We start from the raw sequence: 25362 nt of genomic DNA on the forward strand, positions 1-25362 counted from the left end.
CCCAAAACCGCCAAATCGATTCTCGTCACTCATTCGGGTGGTTGTTGACGACTTAAGCTCCGGGGAGCATTTGAAACTCCGGAGCCAGCCGCAACCGAAGGGGTACGCCGATGTCGGTCGAAGCCAACGCCGGTGAATGGCTTCGGGTCCGGCTACCCGAGGAGATCGACACCGCCTCGGTTTCAGCCACCTTGGCGCGACTGGCGGCCGCCGGGCACGACGCGCCCCTGGATCTCGACCTCGCCGACGCCACCACCGTCGACATCACCGGCTTGATGGTCCTGCTTTCCGTGCTCGACGAACGCAGCGCGGCCCGGCAGGAGACCTTGATCTCCTTGCCCCGGAACCCGGCGATGACCGACTTCCTCCTGGAGTGCTCGTTCGCTTCGGCCGCCGCCATGGTCTCCCGCTCGCAGTTCGGCACACTCCACTGGGCGGACGGCGCCTTGCCGATCCGCGACCAGGTCAGACTTCTGCGCCCCGTGCCGAACCGGCCCTCCGGTACCGCGTACGAACGCCTCGGGGACGAACGTTTCTTCGGATTCTTGACCTATTCCTTCCAAGCCGAGCCCCAGATCGCCTCGATCGTCGCGACCGAATGGTCACGGTGGCGCGGCCCGGTCGTTCTCAGCTTCCTCGACACCGCACTCAGCCACCGCGGAGCCGAAGTCGCGCGGGTGCTGATCTACGAATTGCTGACGAACGCGGTGCTGCACCCGGGCGGCGATCTGCTGACCGTCGGTTCCTGGGTCACGGAAACCGAATCCGGCGCCCCGGAACAACTGGTGATCTCGTTGTGGGACAACGGTGACAGCATGGTGCGGACGCTCCGCACCAGCCTGTCGGCGAACCAGCCGATCAGGGTCGCGGAGGCGGCGGTCGACGACGCGTTCGCCGTCGAGCCCCTGGGTTGGCACCCGCGTTCGGCGGAGTACACGGCCCGGTGGACCCCCGGGGCGGCCGCCACCGACGAAGAGCTGCTGCTCGCCTCGGTCTTCCCCGGGATCTCCCACCGGACGACCACGGCGCCGTCGCACTCGATCACGCGCACGCGCGAGCTTCCGCAGGAGTACGGCCTCCACGCTCTGTACCGGTGCGCGATCGACCTCTTCGGCGGTTCGCTCGAGATCCGCACGGGCAACCAGCAGCTGAACCTCGCCAGCGCGCCCGGCCAGCGGCGCCGCGGGCCCCGCCGCTACCGGGCGCGCCTCGCTCACGTCGCCGGTCGGCCGTTCCACGGGAACCTGCTCACCGTGCGTCTGCCCCTGCGCCATGCCCGGTAGCCCACGGCGTCCCTGGCAGCTGGAGACCGAGGTTCTGCGGGTCGGCGCCCTGGCCTCCGAACCGGTCGAGGAGTCCCGCCGCAAGTTCCACGAGTGGCTGGCGCGACGACTGGTCACACCGGTGGCGGTCCACCGCCCGGCGAGCTTCACGCGCTACATCCCGGCGGACGACATCCGGAACTCCGTCCTGCCGTCGACGGAGATCCTGGGCTTCACCACCTCCGACACGGATCGCGAAGTGAAGATCATCGACTGTTCCGGCAACCGCTACGGCGACATGGGAGAGAACTTCCTGCACTGGGTCGCGCTGTGCGCGGCGAAGTTCGCGACCAGGCCGGAGCAGCTCAGCGTCGTGCTGCTCCCGAACTTCCCGCACAACACGTTCAGCCCGTTCTGGACGCCGATCCTGGACATGCCGGCGGAGGCCGGCACTGTAGTCGTCGTGAACAAGGCCGGGCAGCTGGAGCCGCACGGCCACCCCCTGCCCCTGTCCTCCCCCGATCCCGAGAGCTTCCAGGCCAAGTACCGTGGCATCAACGGAGCGCCCCGGCAGGACTTCGAAGACAAGGTGATCCGGCGCATCGGGCACTTCGAGATCAGCGAACAGTACTGCAGCCACTTCTTCTTCGACGGCTCCCGCGCCGTCACGGAACTGGCCGAAGTCCTCCACGACACGATCGTCGACGTGACGGGCAAGCGGACCGGTCGGACGGCGTTGATCGTCCCGGCGAAGACCGACGCCTGGATGGAAGGGGCCGTCACCGCCGCGGCCAACCGGCTCAACGTCCCCTGGAGCAAATGGCCCGAGGACCCGGCGAACATCCCCAAGCCGACTCCGGGGACGACCTACATGTTCCTCCTCGACTTCATCAACACGGGAGCCACCTACACGCGGGTCGTCCAGGAAGCGGTCGACGCGGACTACAAGCTGCACCGGTACTCGATCGCCGCCTTCAAGTCCTCGGACTTCCACACGGAGGGCAACGGCCTCCCCGCGGTCCAGCACGTCAAGGCGGTCGTCGCCGAGCGGGTCAGCCGGGAGCAGTGCGACCAATGCGCGCTGAGGCTGCCGCACACCGACAAGCAGCGGAACGACTTCGCCGGGCTGCGGTCGTACGACGCGTGGTACATCCTCACGAGCGTCGAGTGGAAGCCCGAGGTGTACGGGCCGCCCGAAGCGCAGCGGCTGCTCCACTTCCCCCCGTTCGCGACGATCTTCGCCCGGTTCGGCGACTGCCTGGCCTACAAGCTGGAAAAGGTCATGCAGGACGTGGCACCTCCCGGCGTGGTGATCGTCTGTCCGGAGGAACCGGCCGTCCAGCTGCTGATCCGCCGGATGCAGCACTGGGCGGACGACCGGATGGTCGCGGTCCCGCTTCCCCGGGGCGCGTTGACCGGAGCCGAGGGGCGCACCATCGCCGAGATCCGGCACCTCGCGGACGGCACCGGGTGGGGGCGGCAGCTGGAACACCTGTCGCACCACCAAGCGAGTGTGGTCCTGCTCGACGAGATCAACGCTTCCAACGCGACAGCCCAGCAGATGCTGCGGGTCCTCAAGGCGTTCCAGATCCAGCCGCACGCCTACACACCCATCTTCAACTTCGTACCGGCGGACCAGCTCGACGGCGTGCAGATCCATTCGCTCTACGAGATTCCCAGCCCGCGCCGGGTGTGGTCGTGACGCGGCCGCGCCGGCGGCGAGAGCGCGCCGAGGAGTCGATGGCGTCGATCGCCCACTTCCTCCTCCGCGATCCGGAAGGGATCCAGCGCATCCTCATGATGCGCGACTACGCGAGCCGCGCGGCCACGCTCCCGGCCCGCGAACGCGCGGGACTGGACATCGCCGTGATCGAGTCCTTCCTCCCGCCGATGCCCGGCAGCGCCCCGCCACGACGGCATCCCGCGCCAGCCGAGGAAGTCCAGGACGTCGACGTCTTCATCCTCACCGTCCAGCCCATCGAGCTCCAGGCGACGCTGGCCGCGCTGGGCATCGACGGCGGACCTGACGCGATACGTCGCGACCGCCCGTACTACCACGAGAAACTCGCCTGCACCGCGGCCGGGCTGGCTGTTCCCCCGGCGGAGCTCACCGTCGCGGTGACGGCGATCGGCGAAGCGTACGGTCTCCACGCCCAGCACGCCGTCGACGAAATCGCCACCTTCTACCGGGCGAACGTGTGGATCCTCGCCGGCATGGCGGCCGGTCTCCCCGGTCACACCAGGAAAGGTGACGTCCACCTGCCGAAGACCGTCTGGTGGTACGAGCCGGGCCGGCTCACCGCGGACCGCTTCGAGCCGCGGCCCGAAGTCGCCAACCGCGGTCCGATGAACTTGCAGCTCATGCGTTTCGATCCCACCGGCGCCAAGCTCCACGACCGGCTCGCGTCGGCCATCGCCGAGCTGCCCGGCCGCCACCGTCCCGCCGACCTGCCCGCGGACTTCGAACCACGGGTGTCGGTCCTGTCCGACGCCGTCGCCTCCGGGGACAAGCTGCTCCGCGACGGCGAGCACCTGCTCAACCTGCACGAAAGCAACCAGCGGATCGTACTCGGCGATCAGGAGTCCTACGGCTTCGCGTTCGCCTGCCGGGACGTGGACTGGATCATCGCGCGGGGAGTGGCCGACTTCGGCGACGCGGAGAAGGACTCCTCGTACCAATACCTCGCGACCCTGCTGGCCGTGCACACCGTGCTGGAGTTCTTGGAGAGCGTCTACATCCCGCCCGTCTTCGCCATTCCGGGCCAGGGGGACGACGAGCCGTGAAGGCCGGTTGACGCGCCGATCGCAAGACACGACCGTGCGGGGTGTGGTGTGCTGGGTGGATGGACGCGGATCAGTTCAAAGCCGACGTGACCTACGACGACGTGTACGTCTTGTTCCTCGACGCGTCGGGTTACTCCAGCATCGTGCAGCGCAACCCCCGGGACCGGGCCGCGCACGCCTTCGACCTGTTGCGGCTGCGACTGATCGCCAGAATCGAGAAGGTGGCGCGTGACCTCGGGTGCGCCCGCGCCGAGCTGTGGAGCTGGCGCGGCGACGGCGGTTTCTTCATCCTGCACGACGACAACGAGAGCGTGACGCGGGACGTCACGCTCATCGCCGGGCGGACGATCCTCACCGAGGACGTCCCGCGGTTGCGGGAAGAGCTCGAGGCGGCGGAGTTCGCCGGCGAACTGCGACTCCGGCTGGCCGTGCACAAGGGCCCGATCCGGCTGCCCGCCGACCGGCTCGCTTCGATCCATTCTCCGCACATCAACTTCGCCGCCCACCTCGAAGAGGCGGTCCCGCCCGACAGGCTGGCGGTCTCCGATGCCGTGCACCGGGTGGCCGGCCCCTTCACCGGCGAGTTCGAGTGGGTCGGCGTCTTCGAAGAACAGCAGGTCTACCTCATGCGGACCGCCGGCGAGGGGGAGGCAGGCCGGCGGACGTGGCTGCGGTCGACCGGTCTGCCCGGCGGCGTGCGGGTGTACGGCTACCCCCGCCGTCCCAGCCAGCAGGACAAGGCCCACCTGGTCAGCACCGCGTCGGAGCACCTGCTGGACCTGGGGACGACGCTCAACTCCTGCTCCAACCGGCTGATCACGACCGACCGTCCGGCGGTCTACCGGGACGCGGTGCTCGACTTCCTCCGGCGCGGAGGCACCTACCGCTGCGTCCTCCTCGACCCGGCCAGCGAGGCGACGGCGATCTTCTCCAGGCTTCGGGGCGAACAACTCGCCCCGAAGATCAAGGAGTCGCTGGCGAGGTTCAAGAAGTTCAAGGAGCGCCACGCCGCCGACACCGAGCGTTTCGAGGTGCACCAAGCGGCCGAGTTCCCCGGGATGGCCGCGCTCTGCGCCGATCCCGGGCCGCACTCCTTGATTCTCTACTCGCCCTACCTGCTCGGCATCGGGCCGGCCGCGGCGGCGCTCGACCGGGCCGACATGCCGCACTACTTCGCGACTCCCGACTCCGGGGACCTGCACCGGACGCTCGACGCCGCCATCGCTCGCGCGACCCGGCCCGAAGTCCTGGAACGGGTCCTCTAACTCGCGTAGGCCGAGCCCAGCCAGGTTTCGTCGATGCGCAGCCGCTTGTAGCGCGTGGTGTCGCTCGATGCCGCGTACGTGCTCGTGATGCGGAGGCGGACGTACCTCGTGGTCACCGCGGGCAGGTCCGCGAACTGGACGCCGCGGTGGCTCGGGAGCGTGCCGGACTTCACCGCGCTGCCCCAGTTCCGGCCGTCGGCCGAGACGAACACCTGGTAGCCCTTGATCCGCGCCGACTGCTCGGTGTCCGACCGGGCGTAGCTCACCGAGTCCTCGCGCTGGTTGACGCCGATGTACTGGACCGGTGTCGCCGACCCGAGGTCGTAGTCGAGGTCGACCGGGAGCTTCTTGCCGTTGTCGAAGTACGTCAGGTAGTCGCCGTCGCTCGCGGACTGTCCACTGTGGCCGCTGGCCGACGTGCTCGCCTTCAGGGTCACGGTACGCGGGTCGTAGATCCCCGTGCGGCCGGTCGTTTCGACCTTGAACACCGTGTCGTAGGGGTCCCAGCCCGCCAGGCCGGTCAGCGTGAGGCTGCCGTTCCCCTGGCCGAAGGAGACGGCGGCGCCGGTGCGGAGGTTCGTGACGCGGGAGACGCGGTAGCCGTTGTCGCGGATCTTCAGCGTGCTCCCGGACGGCTTGGTCAGCACGTGCACGTACTGCGCCGCCCCGCGGATGGTGATGACGCCGTGCGCGCCGTCGTTCCAGAAGCCCGGCTGCATGCCGCCGTACATGTACCCGGCGCCCTCGGTGCCGTCGAGGGATTCCCGGATCGCGTCGAGGTAGCCCGCCGCGAAGTTGTTGAACGCTTCCTGGTTCGCCGGGAACCTGCCGTTCACCATCGCCGTCTCGGCCATCAGGGACTTGATCGACGAGCCCGCGTTCGTCAGCAGCCTGCCGAGGTTGAGCGCCTTGGTGACCGGCGGGTTCGAGCCGCCGTACCACCAGGATCCGGTGTCGGGCAGCTTGAAGCACGCCTCCGTGAGCCGCGGCATCGCCGTGTACGTGGCCTGCGGGTAGTCGTACGCCGGGGTCATGCCGGTCTTCTGCTCGTTGCTGATCGTGTCCATGATCGGAGTGTCTTCGTTGTTGTTGCTCAGCAGGTAGTCCGGGCGCTGCTGGTAGATCTGCCGGTACAGGTCGTGGGATTCCCAGTAGGCGTTGTCGTTGTCGATCCAGAAACCACCGAGGTCGGGGTAGTTCTTCATGACTTCGAAGAAGTTGTCGTAGCTGAACTGGCCGAAGCCGTCCTGGCTGTCGAGGTTCACCGTCTTGCCCTTGTACTTCGAGTAGCCGGCCGAGTCGAGCCACTCGTGGCCGCCCTCGTCGTGCCACTGGGCGTCGTTGGTCATGTAGAGGATGACCTTGAGCCCTTCCGCCTTCGCCGCGGCGACCAGCTCGCCGAGGAAGTCGCGCTTGGTGCTGCAGCTGCCCGGGATCTTCGACGGCCAGGCCCGCGAGTAGCCGAGGCGGCTGTGGAAGGAGGCCAGCACCAGGTACGACGCGTGCAGCTTCTTCGCTTCGGTGACCCAGTAGCCGGGACTCCACCCGCCGTCGGTGATCGCCTTCTCCCAGGCGGTGCAACTGGTGTAACCGGGCGAGGTGCGCATGCCCCAGTGCAGGAACAGGCCCGCCTGGCTGTCGCGCAGCCACTGCTGGGACGGTTTCTGCAGATCGGCCGACGCGGGCGCGGCGGCGAGCCCGGCGGCCGCCAGCAGCGAAGCGAACACGACACCACAACGACGCAGGAACATCGACGACCTCCAGTGGTCTGGTCCACCCGGAGTGGTACTCCTGCCGTGCGGGACGGTCAAGGTGCAGATCCGACCTCTGGCACACGTTTCAGTCACCGGTACACCGGAACACCCGCCATCCGGGTTAAATATCTGATATATGACACGAGAGATCGGATCTCTCTTGACCGCCGGCCCGCCGGACGAGTAGATGTTCTCCCTGGGAAGCGCTTTCGCTCCCCGACCACCGCTCCGGCGAAACGGGTAGCACGCCGCGCCCCAAGAGCCGGCCGGGATGCCGACGGACGGCGGATCGGCATCCCGGCCACCTCTTTCGCACCACCCGCGTCGCGGGGGCCAGTGCACGAAAGGGACGAAGCATGTCCGAGCACCCCCTTCGCCCGACCCGGCGCGCGGTCCTGGCCGGCTCCCTCGGCGCGCTCGGCGCCCTCGCCGCGGCGGGCCCCGTCGCGCGGGCGGCCGACCGGCTGCCCCCGATCGGCGGGGCCGCGCCGCCGCCGGACTGGTCGCGGGCGGTCATCGACTCGACGATGACCCGCTACACCCCGGACAAGATCGGCGGCTGGGGCTACACCCTCGGCCTGTACCTCTACGGCCAGTACCTCTTCTACAAGCGCACCGGCGAGCGGAAGTACCTCGACTACATCGTCGCCTGGTACGACCGGTTCATCACCGACAGCGGGATCTCCAACAGCTTCACCAACCTCGACGCCATGCGCTCGTGCCAGATGCTGCCGCTGCTGCACGCCGAAACCGGCCGCAAGAAGTACAAGACGGCCGCCGACCAGTTGCGCAAGCGGTTCCCGGGCTACCCCCGCACGTCCGACGGCGGCATGTTCCACGCCACGAGCAAGGTCGGCCAGCTGTGGGGCGACGGCGTGTACATGGCCCAGCCGTTCCTCGCGCTCTACGGCGCCGCGTTCAACGACGGCACCTATTGCTTCGAAGAAGCGGCGAAGAACATCTCCGTGTACTTCAGCCACCTGCGCGAACCCGCGAAGGGCCTGCTCTACCACGCCTACGACGAAGACGGCTCCGAATCGTGGGCGAGCGGCACCGGGCACCACTCGAAGTACCACTGGGCGCGCGCGATCGGCTGGTTCGGCATGGCCGCCGTCGACATCCTCGAGGTGCTGCCGCCGAACCACCCGCGGCGGGCCGCGCTGATCGACGTCGTGCGGTTCCTCGCCGCGGGCTACCAGCGGTACCAGGACCCGGCCACCGGCCGCTGGTACCAGGTCGTCGACCGCGGCGGCGACCCGAAGAACTGGCTGGAGACGTCGGCGTCGTCGATGTACGCCTTCACGCTCGCCCGCGGCGTCGAGCGCGGCTACCTGCCGCCGGAGTACCAGGCGGTCGCGGACAAGGGCTACGCCGGCGTGCTGAAGAAGATCTCCCTCGGCGCCGACGGCCTCACGAACATCACCGACATCTGCGAGGGCACCAACGTCGGGGACCTGTCCTACTACTACGCCCGGGCCCGCCGGACCAACGACTTCCACGGCCTCGGCGCGTTCCTGATCATGAACGAGCAGTTCCACCACTGACCACGAGGCGCGCCGCAGGAGGGGCCCCGGCCACCCGGCCGGGGCCCCTCTGTCGTCAGCAGTCCGAAGTGGACCCCGTCGCGTTCACGCGCAGCGCCGAGTTCTTGACGCAGTAGCCCGCCACCGACTGGAAGCCGAGGTCGTACGGGCTCTCGCTGCCCCTCTCCGCGGTGAAGTGGTCGAAAGTGATGTCCGAGCTGTTGTTGACGATGCTCGCCGGGCGCCCGTCGTCCTTGCCGAACTCCACCGAGCTGTCCACGAACCGGATGCCGGCCGCGTAGTGCAGGTACCAGCCGTAGGACGGGCGGGTGCCGATGCTCTTCGGGTTGTAGTCCGTCGCGTTGTTGCTCGGGACGCCGGTCGACATGGTTCCGTTGCCGCCCGGCACGTTCAGCTTGACGCCGGTGAAGGTGACGTCGGAGACGCGGTGACCGCTGTCCGCGCCCCAGATCGTCGGGCTGAAATTGCTGCCGGTGTGCGTACCGGTGACGTTGTCGAACGTGATGCCGCTGATCGACCCGACGCCGGGGTTGTTCCCGCACCGCTTCCGCGTGCCGATCTTCATCATGACCGGCGAATACGTCCCGGACATCGTGATGTTCCGGTAGTGCACGTCGGAGATCTTCGCGCCGTCCATCGAAACGATCCCGATCCCCGACTTGTGCGCGCCGGTGATCGCGATGTCCGAGAAGTGGTAGCCGGTGAAGTCACCGCAGGTCTCGGACCCGAACATCAGCGCGTTGCAGCACACCGCCGACAGTTTCGCGCCGGTGACCGTGACGTTCCCGTTCGGTAGTTTCGCGCCGAGCGCGTAGTCGCTCTTGAACACGAGCGCGTCGTCGTTCGCGGCGATGCTGGCGTTGGTGATGGTGACGTTCGTGGTGCTGATGATGTTCCAGCCGTCGCGGTCGCTCGCCGTGTCGATGGTCAGGTGGTCGGAGACGACGTTCTTGCAGCCGTTGATCAGCGCCGCGAAGTGCCCGCCGCGGCGCAGCTTGATGCCGGACAACGTCAGCCCGTCGCACCGGGTGAGCGACAGGATCTTGTCCGCCTCACCGGACTTCGGGTTGCCGGTGATCAGGTTGCCGCCGCCGTCGATGGTGCCCGCGCCGGTGAAGCCGATGTTCGTCAGCTTGTCGCCGGTGAACATCGCGTTGTGGAAGTGGCTGTGGCCGTAGTCCTGGTAGGCGTCCCAGGGGTTGGCTTCCGGTTTGTCGTAGGTGTCCGCACCGGACCCGGTGATCGTCGCGCCGGCGTCGAGCTGGATCGTCACGTTGCTCTTGAGGTGCACCGTGTGCGCCGACTTGTAGGTGCCGGAGGTGAACCGGACGGTGCCGCCGCCGACGGCGTTGGCCGCCGTGATCGCCTTGGTGACGGCGGAAGAATCGTCGGCGGAACCGTTGCCCTTGGCGCCGTAGTCCTTCACGTCGTACACGCCGCCGGGTGCGGCCGTGGAGATCCCGGTACCGGCCACCACCAGCCCGGCCACCGCCAAGCTGATCAGCAAAGATCTTTTCACCGTGAGACCGCCTTGTCATGGAATCGGGAAATTCGGCATGACGGCGGAAAACCCAGGTTACGAGTGACGCGAACGGACTGTCAAGATCGGCGGGCCCGGGGGACCCGCGCCACCCCCAGTCGGACGCGGGTCCCCCGGAGTCCTTTCGGGATTCGAAGTCTACCTTCGCCGAGCCCGGCGAAACCGTGCGTTTTTCACGGTCGCACCGGGAATCCCGCATGCGCGCGCGGCGGTCAGGCGAACCCTACTCCGGACGCCAGCAGGGAGAACGCCCGTTCGGCGGCGGCGACGGCCGCCGGAAAGCGCTGCCGCGCCGGGACTCCGGCCGCGACCGCGTCCATGTTGGCCGTGGCCAGGGTGCGGCGGACCGCCGAGATCTGCGCGGCGGCGAGACCCGCGTCGAGGACCGGGACACCCGCCTCGCCGAGCGCGGCGGCCAGCGCCGCCTCCCCCGCGGAGGTGAACCCGGCCAGCCGGGCCACCAGCGCGGGGGTGCCGGTGACCAGCCGGAAGACCGCGAGCACGCCGGGTTCGTCGCACAACCCGGTCACCGGTTCGCGGTCGTCCAGCCCACGCAGGAACGCCTCCCGCAGCGCTTCGAGCGGGCCCTGGCCGGGCCGGCGCGCGCGGACGACGTCCGCCGCGTCGGTCTCGTGGTCGGCGAACCGGTGCAGCACCAGGTCCTCTTTGGTCGGGAAGTAGGCGAAGAGCGTCCGCTTGGACACCTCGGCCGCGCTCGCCACTTCGGCGACCCCGACGGCGTCGAACCCGCGCTCCAGGAAGAGCCGGATCGCCGCCGTCGAGATCGCCGTCCGCGTGCGGAGCTTCTTGCGCTCCCGGAGGCCTGGTTCATCGGTCACGTCACGCAGCGTAGCGCTCCGGTGCTCACACCTGCTGGAGGCCGGGCTTGCCCGCTTGCACTACGTAGCTGCGGTCGTTCTTGATCACGACCGACGCCGGGTCGTACACGCTGGTGTCGGACGTGGTCATGAAATCCGCTCGCGTTTGCGACGGCGTCGTCGTGACGCGGACGTAGCCGCGCTCGCCCTTGCAGTACTTGACGTGCGGGTTGTTCGCGTACCAGGTCGAGCTGGGCGCGGTCGCGGTGTCGCTGTTGCTCGTCACCGACGTCGTGACCAGCTCCGAGCCGATGACCGGGTCGCTGTGGTCGAAGTAGTCCAGCCGCAGGTCGGCGGCCCAGTGCCGGTGGACGTCGCCGGTGAGCACGATCGGGTTCGCGACCTTCCGGTCGACCCAGCCCTGCTGGATCCGGTTGCGGGAGGCCTCGTAGCCCTGCCAGGAGTCGGGGCTTTCGCAGGTGGCCTTGTTGCCGTCGCCGTCCCGCGTGGCGAAGAAGACCTGCTGGCCGAGGAAGTCCCACGTCGCCGGGTGCGACTCGAACTGCTTGAGCAGCCACGCTTCCTCGGTGCTGCCGAGGATGCTGCGCGAGGTGCTGCGCATGTCCGTGCAGGACGGGCCCGCGTCGCCGGAGGGGTCGGCGACCTGGGCGTTGCGGTACTGGCGCGTGTCGAGCATGTGGAACCGGGCCAGGTTGCCCCAGAGGAACTGGCGGTACAACTGGATCGACGAGCCGTTCGGCTTGGCCGTCGAGCGGATCGGGGTGTTCTCGTAGAAGGCCTGGAACCCGGCGGCCTTGCGCGCGGCCGACGCCGGCGAAGTGGTTCCGTTCCAGTTGTTCATCACTTCGTGGTCGTCGAACACCACGATCCACGGCGCGATCGCGTGCGCGGCCTGCAGGTCGGCGTCGGTCTTGTGCTGGGCGTGGCGGGCGCGGTACTGCGCGAGCGTCGTCACTTCCTCGGTGAAGGCCAGGCTGCGCGGGTTGCGTTCCGCGGCGGCGCGGCCCGACTTCTTCTCGTAGATGTAGTCGCCGAGGAACAGCACCAGGTCCGGGTCGTCGGCCACGATCCCCTTGTACGCGTGGTAGTAGCCCTCCTCCCAGTGCTGGCAGGAACTGAAGCAGTACTTGAGCTGGTTGACCGCGGCACCGGCGGCGGGGGCGGTGCGCGTGCGGCCGACCGGCGAGATGTAGCCGCCGGTCTTGAAGCGGTAGAAGTACTCGCGCGCGGGCTGCAGCCCGGTCGGTTCGATGTGGACGCTGTGCGCCGCCGAGCGGACCGCGCTCGCCTGGCCGGTCTGCACGATCGAGGTGAACGCCTCGTCGTTCGCGATCTCCCAGTCCACCGCGTAGGTGGCGTCCGGCATGCCGCCGAAGCCGTCCGGGTTGAGCGGCGCCGGTGCGAGTCTCGTCCACAGCACCACGCTGTCGGGGAGCGGATCGCCGGAGGCGACGCCGAGCTGGAAGGGGTCGTGGATGGTGGGGGCGGCGACCGTGGTGCGGGCGTTCGCCCACGACGGCAGCGCCGCCGAAGCCGCGGTGGCGGTGACCGCGGCGAGCCCGCCGAGGAGCACCTTGCGCCGGTTGACCTGACCCATGGTGGAAAGCCCTTTCTTCTCGGGTGGACGCGGTCAGGCCGCGAAGTCGGTGAGGCCGTCGGAGCAGGACTTCAGGTCCGGCTTCCCGGTGGTGTAGTTGGCGACGCAGACCTTGTAGAAGACCCAGCCGCCGTGCGGGACGGAGACGGCCTTGTCGACCTTCGTGCCCTCGCCACCGGAGTTCCAGACGTAGAACGGCCCGGCGCCGCCCTTGAGCCAGTAGGCGACGACGGCCGAGTAGCCGTCGGCGTTCGTGTCGTAGACCAGGAAGTGCGAGTCGGACGAGCGGTACTGCCCCTCGCCGGCGCAGGCGTCGGCGCACTGGGCGCTGCCCGTGCCGACCCCGCAGTCCGGCGCGATCCGCGTGTCCGAACCGGTGTAGACGTAGGTGTCCGAGATGTACCCGCCGAGCGCGGGCACGTAGTCCCAGAGCGTGCTGGTGCCGTAGGTGCCGGTCACCGAGGACCCGTTGACCTGGCAGTCGATGGCGACGGTCGCGCCGTTCGCGACGGTCTTGACGGCCGTGGCGCTCGCGGTCGGCGCCCGGCGGACGTTGAGCGGGTCCCCCGCGGTCTTCACGGTGCCGCTCGCCGCGGCGGACGCCTCGAGCGCGCCGCCGACCGCGAGCGAGCCGACCGCCGCCACGATCACCCCGAGTCCGGCCATACGCCGGAGGTTCAAACGCTTCATGGCGGGAGCGTGACCGCGCCCCGTACACGTCTCGTACAAAGCCGGTCCTCGCGCGCACGCGCGCGCACAGACACTCCGAATGGATCTATCGCCCGAGGTCGGAGCGGTCATAGCATCCGGTCATGGGGGAACTCATCGGGCAGGTTGAGACCACCTCGCTGACCATCCGCGTCCTCGGCCCGCTGGAAGTCACCGCCGCCGGGCAGGTCGTCGCGCTGGGCGGGCCGAAGCCCCGGCTGCTGCTGGCCGCGCTGGCCCTGCAGCCGAACGTCGTCGTGTCCACCGACGTGCTGGTCGAGGTGCTGTGGCCGGATTCGGCACCCCGGTCGGCGGCGGCGAACATCCGCACGTACGTCCACTCGCTGCGAAGGCGCTTCGCCGAAATCGACCCCGGCCTCGGCGAGCGGATCAGCAGCCGCGCGTCCGGCTACCTGCTGACCGCGTCCCCGGCCGAACTGGACCACCTCGCCTTCGCCGCGTTGGCCGGCGAAGCGCAGGAAGAGCTCGACGGCGACCGTGCCGAGAGCGCTCTCAAGCTTCTGGACCGCGCCGACGCGCTGTGGCGCGGCGAAGTCCTCGAAGGACTCCCGCACGACCACAGCTGGGGCGCGACCGTCGCCCGGCTCGCCGAGCTCCGGCTTTCGGTGCAGGAACAGCGCCTGCGCGCGCGGATCGGCCTCGGCCGCTGCGGCGAGGCCGTCGCCGAGCTGCGGGGGCTGGTCACCGAGCACCCGCTGCGCGAAGAGCTGTGGGCGCAGCTGATCGTCGCGTTGCGCGCGGCGGGCCGGACCGCGGACGCGATCGAGGCGTACGAGTCGGCCGAGCGCGTCCTGCGCGAAGAGCTCGGCGCCGAACCGGGCGCGCGGCTGCGCGAGCTGCGCGCGACGCTGGTGCCGGAAACCGCGCCCGCCGTGCGCGCGGCGGAGTTCGTCCCGGTCTGCCAGCTGCCGCTCGACCTGCCCGACTTCACCGGCCGCGACGACGTGATCGGCGAAGTCACCGCCCTGATGCGCGAACGGGCCGAGTCCGGCGCCCCCGCCGTGATCGTGCTGTCGGGCGCGCCCGGGGTCGGGAAGTCCGCGGTCGCCGTCCGGGTCGCGCACGCGGTCCGCGAGGACTTCGCCGACGGCCAGCTGCACGTCGACCTGGCCGGCACGTCGTCGTCTCCGCGCGCGCCGATGGGTGTGCTCGCCGAGCTGCTGCACGCGCTCGGCGTCCCGGACGCGGGCCTGCCGCGGGAGCCTGCGGAGCGGTCGGCGCTGCTGCGGTCGCGGCTGGCCGGGCGGCGGATGTGCATCGTGCTCGACGACGCCGGGAGCGCCGCCCAGGTGCGGCCGCTGCTGCCCGGGGCGGGCGCGTGCGCGGTGCTGGTGACCAGCCGGATCCGGCTGCCCGGGCTGGACGGGGCGAAGGCGGTCGACGTCGACCTGCTGCCCGAGGCCGAGGCCGCGCGGCTGCTGCAGGGCATCGTCGGCGCCGAGCGGGTGGCCGCCGAGCCGGAAAGCGCAGCGGCGATCCTGCGCCAGTGCGGGCACCTGCCGCTGGCGATCCGGGTGGCCGGAGCGAAGCTCACGCACCGGCCGGGCTGGACGTTGCGGCTGCTGGCCGACCGGCTGCGCGACGAGCACCGGCGGCTCGACGAGCTGCGCGTCGGCGACCTCGCCGTCCGGGCGAGCGTGACGCTGTCCTACGACCTGCTGCCGATGTCGGCGGCGACGGCGTTCCGCGGGCTCGGGCTGCTCGGGCCGGTCCAGTTCCCGCCCTGGGCGGTCGCGGCCGTGCTGGGCCGCCGTGACGCCGAAGACGTGCTCGACGTGCTGGTGGACGGCCACCTCGTCGAGCTGGTCGGCTCCGATTCGGCCGGGCAGCCGCGCTACCGGCTCCACGACCTGCTGCGCGTGTACGCCGTCGAGCTGGCCGAGCAGAGCGACGCGGCCAAGACGCGCGCGTCGCTGCACCGGGTCCTCACCGGCTACCTGGCGCTGGCGCTGGAAGCCGCGCGCCGGATGCCGTTGCACTTCTTCGGCATGTACCGCGACGAAGAGCTGCCGCGCCCGGAGGTGCCCGCCGACGTCCTGCCCGACGACCCGGCGGCGTGGTTCGCGGCCGAACGCCACACCAGCGTCGCGGCGGTGTCCCTGGCCGCGTCGAACGGCTTCCACGACCTCGCGTGGCAGCTGGCGTCGGCCCTCACGCCGTACTTCGACCTGCGCGGCCACCAGGACGACTGGCACAGCACGCACCTCATCGCCCTGGCCTCGGCCCGCCGGACGGGCTCGCCGCGCGCGGAGGCGATCGTCCAGCGCAACCTCGGGCAGTACCTGCTCTACCAGGACGAATACGCCGGTTCGCGGGTGGCGTTCGAGGAGTCCCGGGCGCTGTTCGAACGGGTCGGCGACGCGCAAGGCGTCGGCATCGCGCTGACCGGGCTCGCCACGATCCTGCGCATCTCGGGTGAGGACGACCGCGCGCTCGACCACTGCCACGAAGCCCTGAAGCTGTTCGCGGAGGCGGAAGACCCGCACGGCGAAGCGGTGGCGCGCATCGCCGCGGGCGCGGTCTGGATGTCCCGAGGCTGCTACGCGGCGGCGAAGCGCTGGTTCACGGACGCGCTGGAGCTGTCGGCGTCGATCGGCGACCGGCACCGCGAGGCCCACGCGTTCAAGCGCCTGGGCCTGCTGTTCCAGCACCAGGGCAACCTGGCGGCGGCCCGCGAGCACGTCGACCGCGCGATCGCGATCTTCACCGACCTCGGCGACGACCACTGCATCGGCTACGCGAACCAGAACCTGGGCGAGCTGTGCCTGCACAGCGGCGATTTCGCGCACGCGCAGCTGTTGCTGGTGAACTCGCTTTCGGTGCACCGGAGGAACGGGGACCGGCGGTCGGAGGCGGAGGTTTCGCAGCTGCTCGGGGAGCTGCACCGGGCGCTTTCCCAGCCGGAGCGGTCCCGGGACTACTCGGAGCGCGCGCTGGCGATCTGGCGCGAGCTGTCCTCGGCCCGCCCGGCGGCTCCGGCGGCTACCGCTGAGCCGCCGCACATCGTTTCCGCCTGACGCCCCGGCCCCAAGCGCCCCAATGTGGCCTTCGGTGCGTCTGACGCACCCAAGGCGGCCTTCGGTGCGTCAGACGCAACCAAGGCCGCCTTGGGGCGCACAAGCCCGCGGCCCTGCTTGTACGGATCATGTACGCCGCCCGGCCAGTCTTTCGCCACGTTCGAGTGAACAGGTGCGAAGGGAGAACCGGGGATGATCCGGATCAGGAAGGCCGGCCGCGTGACCGCGGCGGTTCTGGCCGCGGGGGCGGTGACGGCGCTGGCCGGAGCCCCCGCCCAGGCCGCGACGAAGGCCGGCGGTGCGAGCTGGACCGCCGATGTGTCCACTGTGGACGCCGATGACGTCAACGTCGCCGCGGCCGGGGGAACGCTGACCCTGGCCGACGCCGCGTGGCACAGAACCGCGCGCGTCTTCGCCGGCAGCGAAGGCAGTCTCACCACCGCCGAGCACGCGCTCGGCTCGGCCGCCAACCGCGTCAGCGCGGAGCTGAGCGCCGACACGCCGAAGGGCACGTCGATCGACGTCGACGTCCGCGGCCGGACCGGGGTGAACGACTGGACCGAGTGGACGCCCGCGGGCACCACGCTCAAGAGCGCCGTCAGCTCCGTGCAGGTGCGCATCAGCCTGCACAGCACCACCGATGGCGTGCGGCCGTCGGTGAAGAGCGTCAAGCTCAACGCCGACAACGCCCCGCAGGTAAACGCGCTGGCCGAGGCCGCCGGGCTGACGTACAAGATCTACGGCACCCGCGAGGGCCTGATCGGCGGCACGACCGCCAACGGCCACGTCATCACCAGCCGCGACCACTTCGTCGCGCTGCCGTCCGGGAAGGGCTTGTCCAGCAAGGGATCCGGCACCTACTCGGTGCGCGTCTGCCGCACCGACGGCAGCAGGTGCGAGTACGCGCCGGTGTGGGACATCGGCCCGTGGAACGAGCAGGACGACTACTGGAACCCGGCGTCGGTCCGGACCAAGTTCAAGGACCTGCCGCAGGGCCAGCCCGAGGCGTACGCCGCCTACTACAACGGGTACAACGGCGGTAAGAGCGGCCTCGGCTACAAGGTCGCGAACCCGGCGGGCATCGACCTCGCCGACGGCGTCTTCTGGGACGGGCTCGGCATGTCCGACAACGGCAACGTGAACGTCACCTACCTGTGGACCGGCTCGGGCCCGACCGGCGTCGTCAGCACCGCGGGCGACCCGATGAACGTCCGGGCCAGCGCGAGCACCTCCGCCGCGATCAAGGGCCTCGCGGCGAACTACGCCAAGGTGAACATCGAGTGCTACGTCGAGGGCGACACCGTCACCGGCAAGTTCGGCACCAGCAACATCTGGGACCGCATCGGCCCCGGCCACTACGTGTCGGACACCTACCTGCAGACCGGCTCCGACCTCCCGGTCGCGCCCAAGTGCTGAAGCACTGACCGCGGCTCGAGCGAGCCTCGATCATCGCGTGGTTGACTGCCCTCACCCCCGCGATAACAGCGAAGGCCCGGTGTCCCCCACCGGGCCTTCGCCCTTTTCCCGCCATTCCGCTCACCGGGACACCAATTCACAACCTTGAATGGCGATCCGCCAGGTGTACAACGCCCGGGTGTGCGTGCGAAAATTCCGGGCACTTTCCCCACACGGAATGGCGGTCCCCTGTGAGCGTTTCCCGGAGAACCCTGCTGACGACGGCGGCCGGCGCCGCGGTCGCCGCGAGCACTTCGACCCCTGCTTTCGCGGCCACGCCCGAAGTTTCCGACCAGGCCACGGTGCACCGGACGCTCCGCCAGGCGGCCGATTACGCGGTGGCCAAGCTGCGCGCGGTGGCCCCCGGCGTCACCGCGTTCCCGGTCGGCACGAAGTTCGAGAAATGGACCTATTCGCAGAACGGCGACTGGGTCGGCGGATTCTGGCCCGGTCAGTTGTGGCTGGCCTGGCTGTACAGTGGAGAGGAACAATTCAAGACCCTCGCGCTGGCGTCCGCGGAAAAACTCGCGCCGCGCCAGAACGACACCGGAACGCACGACCTCGGATTCCTCTTCTACCCCTCCTGGGTGACCGCGTGGCGGCTCACCGGCGAGGAGAAGTGGCGCGCGGGCGCGATCCAGGCCGCGTCGTCGCTCATCAAGCGCTACAACCCGGCCGGGAAGTTCATCCGCGCCTGGGGCGCGCTCACCGACCCGAACAACGCGGGCCGCGTCATCATGGACACGATGATGAACCTGGACCTGCTGGCGTTCGCGAGCGCGCAGACCGGGGACCCGAAGTACCTCGACATCGCCGTCGCACACGCCAGGACCGCGCAGCAGCACTTCCCGCGCCCCGACGGGTCGACGCCGCACGTCTTCGACTTCGACCCGGTCACCGGCGCGCCGGTCGGGCCGAACACCGTGCAGGGCTACAGCCCGGCGTCGTGCTGGTCGCGCGGGCAGGCGTGGGGCGTCTACGGCTTCACCACGATCCACCGCCGCACCGGCGACCCGGAGTTCCTGGCCACGGCCCGCCGCCTCGCGGACTTCGCGCTGTCCCGGCTGACCGCCGACCACGTGCCGGTGTGGGACTACCTGGCGCCGCAGGCCCCCGACGACGTCAAGGACGCATCCGCCGGCGTGATCATGGCGTGCGGCCTGCTGGACCTGGCGGAGCTCACGCACCGCCCGCAGTACCGGGACAGTGCGCTGCGGATCCTGACCGCCGTGTCGCGGACGTGCCTGACGACCAAGTCCACGCGCGCCGAAGCGAGTGTCGCCCGCTGCACCCGCAACCGCCCGGCCGAGGACGGCGTCGAGGTGTCCCTCCCCTACGCCGACTACTACCTGCTGGAAGGCATCCTGCGGGTGCTCGACCGGCGCGGGGTCGACCGCGCGATCGACCTTTCGAGCGTGTGACGACGTCCGGGGAGGCCGCCACCTCCCCGGACGCGGTTTCAGTGGTGGTGGTGCGCGTGCACCTTGGCGTGGCCGAGCCCGCGCCCGATCATCCACTTGTTCACCGGCACCGTGACGACGAACGCGACCGCCAGCGACAGCGCCAAGGCCAGCCAGAACAGGAGACTGGCCAGCCCGGCGTCCATCGCCCCGGGAATCGCCACGACGACGGTGTTGTCGATCAGTTCCATGACGGCGATCGACACGGTGTCCGCGGCCAGCGCGACCTTGAACGCGGCCCGCAGGTCCATCCCCGACTTCAGGACGCCCCGCATGGTCAGGCCGTAGCCGAAGACGAAGGCCAGCACGATCGAGAGGACCACGGTCGCCGCGTTGTGCAGGCCGAACGCCGTGCCCAGCACCATGCCGAGCACCTCACCGATGGCGCAACCGGTGAGGCAGTGCAGAGTCGCTTGGATCGCCGTCGCCCACGAAGCCCCGTACTGTTCGTTCATGCCGGTAACTATACCCCTGGGGGGTACCTGGCGCATGTTCTCCGCGTCACACCCGTCCGCCCCAATGAGGTTTTCTCGGTAGCAGCTGGGTGAGCACGGGCGTGCCGGGTGGCCGGCTGCGCTCGCGTGCCTGACCGGACCTCAACGTGGCAACCAGCGCGGCTACCGAGAAAACCCCAATGTGGCGTTGGTTGCGTCAGACGCACCGAACGCCACATTGGGTGCGCTGGACGCACCGAACGCCACATTGGGGCGCTTGGACCAGCGGGCGTGCGCGGTGTGACGAGTCGTCGTCACCCACCGTGGCCGACACCGCCGACCAGGGGATCTTCTCCTCGTTCACCCCGGGGCAGAACTCACTTCCGTAACCCTTTGCGCACATCCCGTTGACCTCCGTTACGCGGGGCCCTACCGTTCGCCCTTGGTCTCCACGGTGCGCAGACCGTCGAAAGTATCGAGGAATGGGTGGGATGCGAGGGCCGACGAAGACCTTCCGGCTGGTCGCGACGCTGGTGCTGGGTGCCGGGCTCGCGCTCGGGGGCTGTTCGGACCAGCTGAACAGCGCACCCGCGCCGGCGCCGACCCGCATCGCCTTCGTCCCGAAGATCGGCGGCATCCCCTACTTCGAGGCGATGGACACCGGCGGGCAGGAAGCTGCCAAGCAACTGGGCATGACGTGGTCCACGAGCGCGCCGGCCAGCGTCGACCCGGCCGCGCAGGTGAGCATCCTGCGGGAACTGATCGCGAAGAAGGTCGACGTCATCGCCGTGGCGCCCAACGACCCCGCCGCGCTGGCCGAGGTCATCGGCGAGGCCAGGGCCAAGGGCATCCACGTGCTGACCTCCGACACCGACGCGCCGGCCACCCGGCGTGAGGTGTTCGTCAACCAGGCGACCGCCAAGGGCATCGGCACCGCGCTCGTCGACGCGCTGATGAAGAAGACCGGCGGCGCCGGCCAGTACGCGATCGTCTCCTGCGGCCCGGCCGCGGCGAACCTCAACGCCTGGATCACCGTCCAGAAGGACTACGCGGCCACGCAGTACCCGAAGGCCCAGCTGGTCGAGACCGTCTACGCGGGCGAGGACCAGGACACCGCGGCGAACCTCGCCAAGGAGCTGATGGCCCGCCACCCCGGCCTGACCGGGCTGATCGGCGAGTGCACCACGTCGGCGCCGGGGGTCGCGAAGGCCGTGCGGGACGCGGAGAAGATCGGCCAGGTGTTCACCGTCGGCGTCGGGACGCCGCAGGCGATCAAGCCGTTCCTGCTCGACGGTTCCTGCTCGCAGTCGGTGCTGTGGAACGTCGAGTCGCTCGGCTACCTCACCGCGTGGACTGCCAAGCAGATCGCCGACGGCAAGCCGCTGCAGCCGGTCAACAAGGTGAGCCTCGAGTTGCCGGCGGTGCGGTTCGACGCCCCGTCGAAGACCGTCCTGCTGGGTGATCCGCTGCTCATCACCGCCGACAACGTCGACCAGTTCAAGTACTAGCGCACGTCGAGGGTGACCGTCGCGGTGCTCGTGGCCGCCGGGAGCCGGGTCGTGTCGACGGCCAGGTACTCGCCGTCGTCCTGGCGGCCGTCCGGCAGCGTCTTCGGGTGCAGCGCGTACGGCGGCGCCGCGGTGGTCACGCCGTCGACGCCGAAGTCGTTGTCGTTGCTGATCACGAGCGTGCGGCCGCCGTCCGTCGTCGCGACGCCTTCGACCTTGTCGTGGCCGAAGAAGCCGCCGCTGGGGTCCAGGCCGGTCACCAGGGCGCCGAGGTCCAGGTACAGCTTCTTCGAGACCGGCTTGATGCCCGCGGCGGCCAGGTCCGCGGTCGCCTGCGCCGTGGTGTCCTTGCCGACGTAGGCGTCGATGCTCTTGCCGCCGACCAGCACCCCGCCCTTGACGGCGTCGTAGCCCGCCGCCCGCGGGCCGACGTCGGTGGCGCCGGCCAGGTCGATCTCGTACAGCTTCTTGAACGCGCCCGGCTCCGGCTTGCCGTCGCGCTCGTCCACCAGGAACCGCGTCGCCGACAGCGCGGTGATCTCGCTGACCGCCGTGCTCGTCGTGTCCGGGTCGTCGAGCAGGTAGAGGTATTCGTGCGTGGCGCGGGTGCGCAGGTCGACGGTGACGATCCGCAGCGTGGTCACGTTGCCGGGCTTCTTCGTCAGGTCCGGCTGCTGCAGCGCCGACTGCATGACGCCGACCAGCGTGCCGCCGTCCGGGGTGAGCGCGAGGCCTTCCATGCCCTTGTTCGGGACGCGGTACTTCAGCTCGCCGGGCAGCGAACCGTCGTACGGCGAAAGGCGTTCGAGCGCGCGGCCGTCGCGGCCGAAGTGCGTGAGGAACGGGCCGTACTCGTCGGACACCCAGAACGTGCCGTCGCGCTGCGCGACCAGGCCTTCGGAGTCGTAGCCGTTCGCCGACTTCGGCAGGACGTTCCCGTCGAGGTCCACAATGGTCTCGCCGGTGTCGGCGAGCGGGCTGACCTGGCCGTTGTACGGCGTGCCGTCGGCCGCGCGCAGCGGGATCGTCTTCTCCAGCACGGCTTTCCCGCCCCGCAGCCGGAACTTCCCGATCGCGGGCGTGAACGCGGGCAGCGGCTCGATCTTGCCGCCGCCGGGCGCGTCGACGTTGGGGCCGCGGTCGGTGAGGCCGTAGAACTCGTCCCGGGAGCCGGGTACTGGGGTCAGCGCCGAACCGTAGGCGCCGCCCTTGATCTCGACACCGCCGATCGTCGCCAGCGGCGGCAAGGCCGTCGGGTAGAGCTTCACCGCGTCGGAAACGGTGTAGGTGAAGGAATCGCGGCCGGTGAAGCCGGGCGCCGGGGTGTAGCGGAAGGTCCCGTCGGCGCCGATCGACACCGTGCCGTGCGCGGCAGGCGTGTGCCGCACCACCGCCGTCGCGGACCGGTCGTTGCCGAGCACCGCGCCGCGCAGGGTCTGCCCCGCGCGGACGCGGTAGTGGTCGTCCTTCGCCCGCGGGCCGTGGTCGTGGGCCGCGGCCGGTCCCGCCGCCACCAGCGGCAGCGCCAGGAACCCGGCCACCAGGGCGATTCGTACCCGCTTCATCCGGTTTCTCCTCCTCCGGCGCGAGGATCGCGCCGGAGGAGGAGTCTGAGCGGCCGAAGTGGACAATGCCCGTCTTCGAGAAGGCCGTGGCGTTAACGGTGGCGCCGGCCGTGCGCGGCCGCCGCTCCGCCGCCGAGCACCAGGATCAGCGCGGTGAGTCCCCAGCGCCGTTTCTCCTGGGTCCGCCGCGCGGTGTCCTCGACCACGGGCTGCGGTTTCCCGGTCGGCCGCGCGTGCCGTGACGACGTCGTCGGCGGGGGCGGTTCCGGCGCCGTCGTCGACGTCCTGGGCCGGACCACCGGTGCCGGCGCGGGGGTCGGAGCCGGTGTCGGGGCGGCGGGCTGCTCCACTGGTGGTGGCTGGGGCGGCGGTGGGGGTTCCGGCGCCGGAGTGGATGGGGTCGTCGTCGGCGGCGGCTCGGGTGTCGTGGACGTCGGCGGCGGTGGCGGTGGTGGTTCCGGGGACGACGTCGTGGGCGGTGGGGGCGGCGCTTCGTCCAGGCAGCCGGCCGCGTCGCCGCTCACCAGCACCGGCCCGGTCGCGACCTCCACCGCCGGGCCCGAGCCGTCGCGCGGCAGCCGGTAGGTGACGCTGCGCTGCCCGTCGCGGTTCGCCGTGGCGTAGATCGCGCCGGGACCGAGCACGACCGATCCGTACGCACCGCCCGGCGGGAACCGCAGGCCCGGGACCGGCACGACCTTGCCGGTGGCCGGGTCGAGCGTGACGACCGAGTTGTCCCCGCGCGACGTCGTCGAGACGCCGTGGAGCAGCCCGTCCGCCGGGTCGTAGGCGAAGTCGTCGACGCCGACGGCCAGCGACACCGGCCGCAGCGGCGTCCGGTGCACCACCCGCAGGTAGTCCTGGGTCGCCGGGCTGATGTCCACTGTGTACAGATCGCTGTCCTGCCGGACGTACCAGCGGTTGCCGGCGATCGCGCCGGCGGTGGCGCCGGTGACCAGGCTCCACACCGGACGCGTCGCGCCCGCCCGGCCGATCACGCCCAGGTCCGTGACGGTGCCCTGGCCGTCGATCCGGACCGCGTGCGCGCCGTGGTCGTACCGGCCGCGGCGGGTGCCGTCGGCGACGCCGTAGACGACGCCCTGCGCGGCGGAGTAGCCCATCGCGTTGATCCAGTACCCCGCCTGGGTCAGGCGTTTCGTGGCGCCACCGGGCAGTTCCAGCAACCGCAATGTCGTCGGGGCGCCGGCGCGTTCGTTTTCCGCCTGCAGGATCGTGCAGCGGTCCGGCGCCTGGGCCGCCGGCTGCCGGGACGGCGCGAGCCAGCCCGTCGCCGCCAGCAGCGCCGAGACCGCCGTGGCGACGCCGAGCATCGCCGCCCAGCGGGCTCGCGCGCCGGTCAAGCCAGCCGGTCCAGCGCCGTCGTGAACGCCTCCGGCGGCACTTTCGCCCCGCCGCTGAACGGGTTCTGCAGTTCGTGGATGGCGAAGAGCAGCAACGTGATCGTGCCGGCCAGGGTGGACACGATGATGACGTGCGCGGCCAGCCGGGTGCCGCCGAACAGGTTGGGCAGCAGGATCGCGGTGATCAGGCTGCCGAGGATGAGCGCGAACCAGACGACCGCGCCGACGCCGCCACCGCCGGAGTTGGCGAGCCGCTGCTGGCGGGCCTGGTAGACCGACCAGAGCTGGTTGCTGGCCTCGGTCTTGCGGTCGATTTCCCAGTCACCGTCGACGTCGGCGGCCGCGACCGCCTGGCGCATCTGGTCGAGCTGCGTCCAGCCGGTCGCCGGGATCGCGCCGCCGTCGGCCAGCCGCGGCCACTCCTGCTCCTCGACCGTGCGCGCGTAGGCGACGGCGAGCTGGTGCACCCGGTCCTTCGTGTCGCCGGGCAGCGCGTCGGCCGCCCAGGTGGCCGCGACCAGGCTGTCGGCCTCGGTCTGCGCGTCCTGGCTCGCCGAGCCGACCGAGTCGAACAGCGAGATGAGCACGAACGCGACCAGCACCGCGTGCAGCCCGCCGACGATGGTGAACACCTGGCCCGCCGCGTCGTTGTTGTCGGGCCGCCCTTCGTCCCAGCCGAACCGGCGGACCAGGTAGGCGATCAGGCCCCCGACCACGGCCGCGCCGGCCACCCACAGCGCACCGGCCACGAAGATGTTCATCCACGTCCTTTCCCCACCGGGGTTTTCCACCACCGGGATCGCCCAAGTTAGTCACGTGTTTCGGGCCGGACAACCGTACATTGTTCGATTCATCCGGGTGGCCGCACCCCGGCCGTCAATTTCGCCGGTTCGGCCCAGTTAGCGGGTCCCGGACCGTCGTCGTCGCTCCGCGCGGCAACCGGACGTTCCCCTTATGAGCAGGGCATTTCCCGACCGGGTGACGGCCGCGCACCCCGGGTGACCGAGCCTCCGCCACCGGGCGTCCGGAATGGCGCAGCGGACGCCGTCAATCGACCCCGGTGACCCGATCGTGGCATTGTGCGGTGGCACGCCGTTGCTATGTTGATTTCGCGAGTTCGCTTGACCGCGCGAATTCGGCTCCGACGCGAATGATGGGTGGTTTTCGCTGTGACCGTCACCGACCCGGTGGAATCCGAGCAAGCACCGCTGAGCCTGGGCCGGGCCGCGGCCCGCACACTGGCGACCA

Annotated in this window: 18 protein-coding genes; 9 read left to right on the top strand and 9 right to left on the bottom strand. The window is 70.3% G+C overall.

Annotated features, from left to right (window positions below):
- Nucleotides 1-110 precede the first annotated feature (110 nt).
- Genes EIY87_RS00900 through EIY87_RS00915 form a run of 4 tightly spaced genes read left to right on the top strand, consistent with a single transcriptional unit; the run spans nucleotide 111 to nucleotide 5311 of the window.
- Nucleotides 111-1283, top strand: coding sequence for a hypothetical protein (locus EIY87_RS00900; RefSeq protein WP_125305706.1), 1173 nt, complete (start codon nucleotides 111-113; stop codon nucleotides 1281-1283).
- The gene (locus tag EIY87_RS00905) at nucleotides 1273-2964 is read left to right on the top strand and encodes a hypothetical protein (protein WP_125305707.1); all 1692 of its coding nucleotides are present in this window, start codon (nucleotides 1273-1275) and stop codon (nucleotides 2962-2964) included. The genes EIY87_RS00900 and EIY87_RS00905 overlap by 11 nt, the downstream gene beginning before the upstream one ends.
- Nucleotides 2961-4046, top strand: a complete 1086-nt coding sequence (locus EIY87_RS00910; RefSeq protein ID WP_125305708.1) for a hypothetical protein — start codon at nucleotides 2961-2963, stop codon at nucleotides 4044-4046. The genes EIY87_RS00905 and EIY87_RS00910 overlap by 4 nt, the downstream gene beginning before the upstream one ends.
- A gap of 59 nt (nucleotides 4047-4105) precedes the next feature.
- Complete coding sequence (locus tag EIY87_RS00915) at nucleotides 4106-5311, top strand: adenylate/guanylate cyclase domain-containing protein (protein WP_125305709.1); 1206 nt, start codon at nucleotides 4106-4108, stop codon at nucleotides 5309-5311.
- Here EIY87_RS00915 and EIY87_RS00920 read toward each other — a convergent pair.
- Entirely contained in the window at nucleotides 5308-7062 is a 1755-nt protein-coding gene (locus EIY87_RS00920; protein ID WP_125305710.1) for an alpha-L-fucosidase, read from the bottom strand. The genes EIY87_RS00915 and EIY87_RS00920 overlap by 4 nt on opposite strands.
- Nucleotides 7063-7421: 359 nt before the next feature.
- On the opposite strand from EIY87_RS00920, the gene EIY87_RS00925 reads away from it, so the two are divergent.
- A complete protein-coding gene (locus EIY87_RS00925) occupies nucleotides 7422-8609 on the top strand; it encodes a glycoside hydrolase family 88/105 protein (RefSeq protein ID WP_125305711.1) in 1188 nt (395 codons plus the stop codon).
- A 55-nt stretch (nucleotides 8610-8664) separates the two neighbouring features.
- Here EIY87_RS00925 and EIY87_RS00930 read toward each other — a convergent pair whose 3' ends face one another.
- The 4 genes from EIY87_RS00930 to EIY87_RS00945 form a co-directional block, all read right to left on the bottom strand.
- The gene (locus EIY87_RS00930; protein ID WP_225439626.1) at nucleotides 8665-10116 is read right to left on the bottom strand and encodes a glycoside hydrolase family 28 protein; all 1452 of its coding nucleotides are present in this window, start codon (nucleotides 10114-10116) and stop codon (nucleotides 8665-8667) included.
- Between the two features lie 245 nt (nucleotides 10117-10361).
- Nucleotides 10362-10988, bottom strand: coding sequence for a TetR/AcrR family transcriptional regulator (locus EIY87_RS00935; protein ID WP_125305713.1), 627 nt, complete (start codon nucleotides 10986-10988; stop codon nucleotides 10362-10364).
- 25 nt (nucleotides 10989-11013) lie between these two features.
- Nucleotides 11014-12585, bottom strand: coding sequence for an alkaline phosphatase D family protein (locus tag EIY87_RS00940; RefSeq protein ID WP_125305714.1), 1572 nt, complete (start codon nucleotides 12583-12585; stop codon nucleotides 11014-11016).
- Nucleotides 12586-12618: 33 nt separating this feature from the next.
- Nucleotides 12619-13275 (bottom strand): hypothetical protein, encoded by a 657-nt coding sequence (locus EIY87_RS00945; RefSeq protein WP_191983896.1) that lies wholly within the window; start codon nucleotides 13273-13275, stop codon nucleotides 12619-12621.
- Between the two features lie 122 nt (nucleotides 13276-13397).
- Here EIY87_RS00945 and EIY87_RS00950 point away from each other — a divergent pair, with 122 nt between their 5' ends.
- From EIY87_RS00950 to EIY87_RS00960, 3 genes are all read left to right on the top strand, one after another.
- On the top strand, nucleotides 13398-16331 hold the full coding sequence (locus EIY87_RS00950) for an AfsR/SARP family transcriptional regulator (RefSeq protein ID WP_125305715.1): 2934 nt from the start codon (nucleotides 13398-13400) through the stop codon (nucleotides 16329-16331).
- Between the two features lie 192 nt (nucleotides 16332-16523).
- A complete protein-coding gene (locus EIY87_RS00955; RefSeq protein ID WP_125305716.1) occupies nucleotides 16524-17747 on the top strand; it encodes a hypothetical protein in 1224 nt (407 codons plus the stop codon).
- 230 nt (nucleotides 17748-17977) lie between these two features.
- The gene (locus EIY87_RS00960; RefSeq protein ID WP_125305717.1) at nucleotides 17978-19207 is read left to right on the top strand and encodes a glycoside hydrolase family protein; all 1230 of its coding nucleotides are present in this window, start codon (nucleotides 17978-17980) and stop codon (nucleotides 19205-19207) included.
- Nucleotides 19208-19245: 38 nt separating this feature from the next.
- Here EIY87_RS00960 and EIY87_RS00965 read toward each other — a convergent pair whose 3' ends face one another.
- Entirely contained in the window at nucleotides 19246-19701 is a 456-nt protein-coding gene (locus tag EIY87_RS00965) for a DUF4396 domain-containing protein (protein WP_125305718.1), read from the bottom strand.
- Nucleotides 19702-20171: 470 nt separating this feature from the next.
- On the opposite strand from EIY87_RS00965, the gene EIY87_RS00970 reads away from it, so the two are divergent.
- A complete protein-coding gene (locus EIY87_RS00970; RefSeq protein ID WP_125305719.1) occupies nucleotides 20172-21188 on the top strand; it encodes an autoinducer 2 ABC transporter substrate-binding protein in 1017 nt (338 codons plus the stop codon).
- On the opposite strand, the gene EIY87_RS00975 is transcribed toward EIY87_RS00970, so the two are convergent.
- The 3 genes from EIY87_RS00975 to EIY87_RS00985 all read right to left on the bottom strand — a co-directional run bounded on the left by EIY87_RS00975 (nucleotide 21185) and on the right by EIY87_RS00985 (nucleotide 24875).
- Nucleotides 21185-22753, bottom strand: a complete 1569-nt coding sequence (locus tag EIY87_RS00975) for an esterase-like activity of phytase family protein (protein ID WP_125305720.1) — start codon at nucleotides 22751-22753, stop codon at nucleotides 21185-21187. The genes EIY87_RS00970 and EIY87_RS00975 overlap by 4 nt on opposite strands.
- Nucleotides 22754-22845: 92 nt before the next feature.
- The gene (locus EIY87_RS00980) at nucleotides 22846-24114 is read right to left on the bottom strand and encodes a DUF6923 family protein (RefSeq protein ID WP_125305721.1); all 1269 of its coding nucleotides are present in this window, start codon (nucleotides 24112-24114) and stop codon (nucleotides 22846-22848) included.
- Entirely contained in the window at nucleotides 24111-24875 is a 765-nt protein-coding gene (locus tag EIY87_RS00985) for a bestrophin-like domain (protein ID WP_125305722.1), read from the bottom strand. Before EIY87_RS00985 ends, EIY87_RS00980 begins: the two co-directional genes overlap by 4 nt.
- Nucleotides 24876-25362: the final 487 nt, after the last annotated feature.

It is taken from the genome of Amycolatopsis eburnea, assembly GCF_003937945.1.
GTDB lineage: Bacteria > Actinomycetota > Actinomycetes > Mycobacteriales > Pseudonocardiaceae > Amycolatopsis > Amycolatopsis eburnea.

What these genes read in the sequence shown, in the direction of transcription:
- EIY87_RS00915 (WP_125305709.1), top strand. Translation starts at nt 4,106, where the DNA reads ATGGACGCGGATCAGTTCAAAGCCGACGTGACCTACGACGACGTGTAC.
- EIY87_RS00920 (WP_125305710.1), bottom strand. Translation starts at nt 7,062, where the DNA reads ATGTTCCTGCGTCGTTGTGGTGTCGTGTTCGCTTCGCTGCTGGCGGCC.
- EIY87_RS00925 (WP_125305711.1), top strand. Translation starts at nt 7,422, where the DNA reads ATGTCCGAGCACCCCCTTCGCCCGACCCGGCGCGCGGTCCTGGCCGGC.
- EIY87_RS00905 (WP_125305707.1), top strand. Translation starts at nt 1,273, where the DNA reads ATGCCCGGTAGCCCACGGCGTCCCTGGCAGCTGGAGACCGAGGTTCTG.
- EIY87_RS00940 (WP_125305714.1), bottom strand. Translation starts at nt 12,585, where the DNA reads ATGGGTCAGGTCAACCGGCGCAAGGTGCTCCTCGGCGGGCTCGCCGCG.
- EIY87_RS00985 (WP_125305722.1), bottom strand. Translation starts at nt 24,875, where the DNA reads ATGAACATCTTCGTGGCCGGTGCGCTGTGGGTGGCCGGCGCGGCCGTG.
- EIY87_RS00955 (WP_125305716.1), top strand. Translation starts at nt 16,524, where the DNA reads ATGATCCGGATCAGGAAGGCCGGCCGCGTGACCGCGGCGGTTCTGGCC.
- EIY87_RS00970 (WP_125305719.1), top strand. Translation starts at nt 20,172, where the DNA reads ATGCGAGGGCCGACGAAGACCTTCCGGCTGGTCGCGACGCTGGTGCTG.
- EIY87_RS00950 (WP_125305715.1), top strand. Translation starts at nt 13,398, where the DNA reads ATGGGGGAACTCATCGGGCAGGTTGAGACCACCTCGCTGACCATCCGC.
- EIY87_RS00965 (WP_125305718.1), bottom strand. Translation starts at nt 19,701, where the DNA reads ATGAACGAACAGTACGGGGCTTCGTGGGCGACGGCGATCCAAGCGACT.
- EIY87_RS00975 (WP_125305720.1), bottom strand. Translation starts at nt 22,753, where the DNA reads ATGAAGCGGGTACGAATCGCCCTGGTGGCCGGGTTCCTGGCGCTGCCG.
- EIY87_RS00900 (WP_125305706.1), top strand. Translation starts at nt 111, where the DNA reads ATGTCGGTCGAAGCCAACGCCGGTGAATGGCTTCGGGTCCGGCTACCC.
- EIY87_RS00945 (WP_191983896.1), bottom strand. Translation starts at nt 13,275, where the DNA reads ATGAAGCGTTTGAACCTCCGGCGTATGGCCGGACTCGGGGTGATCGTG.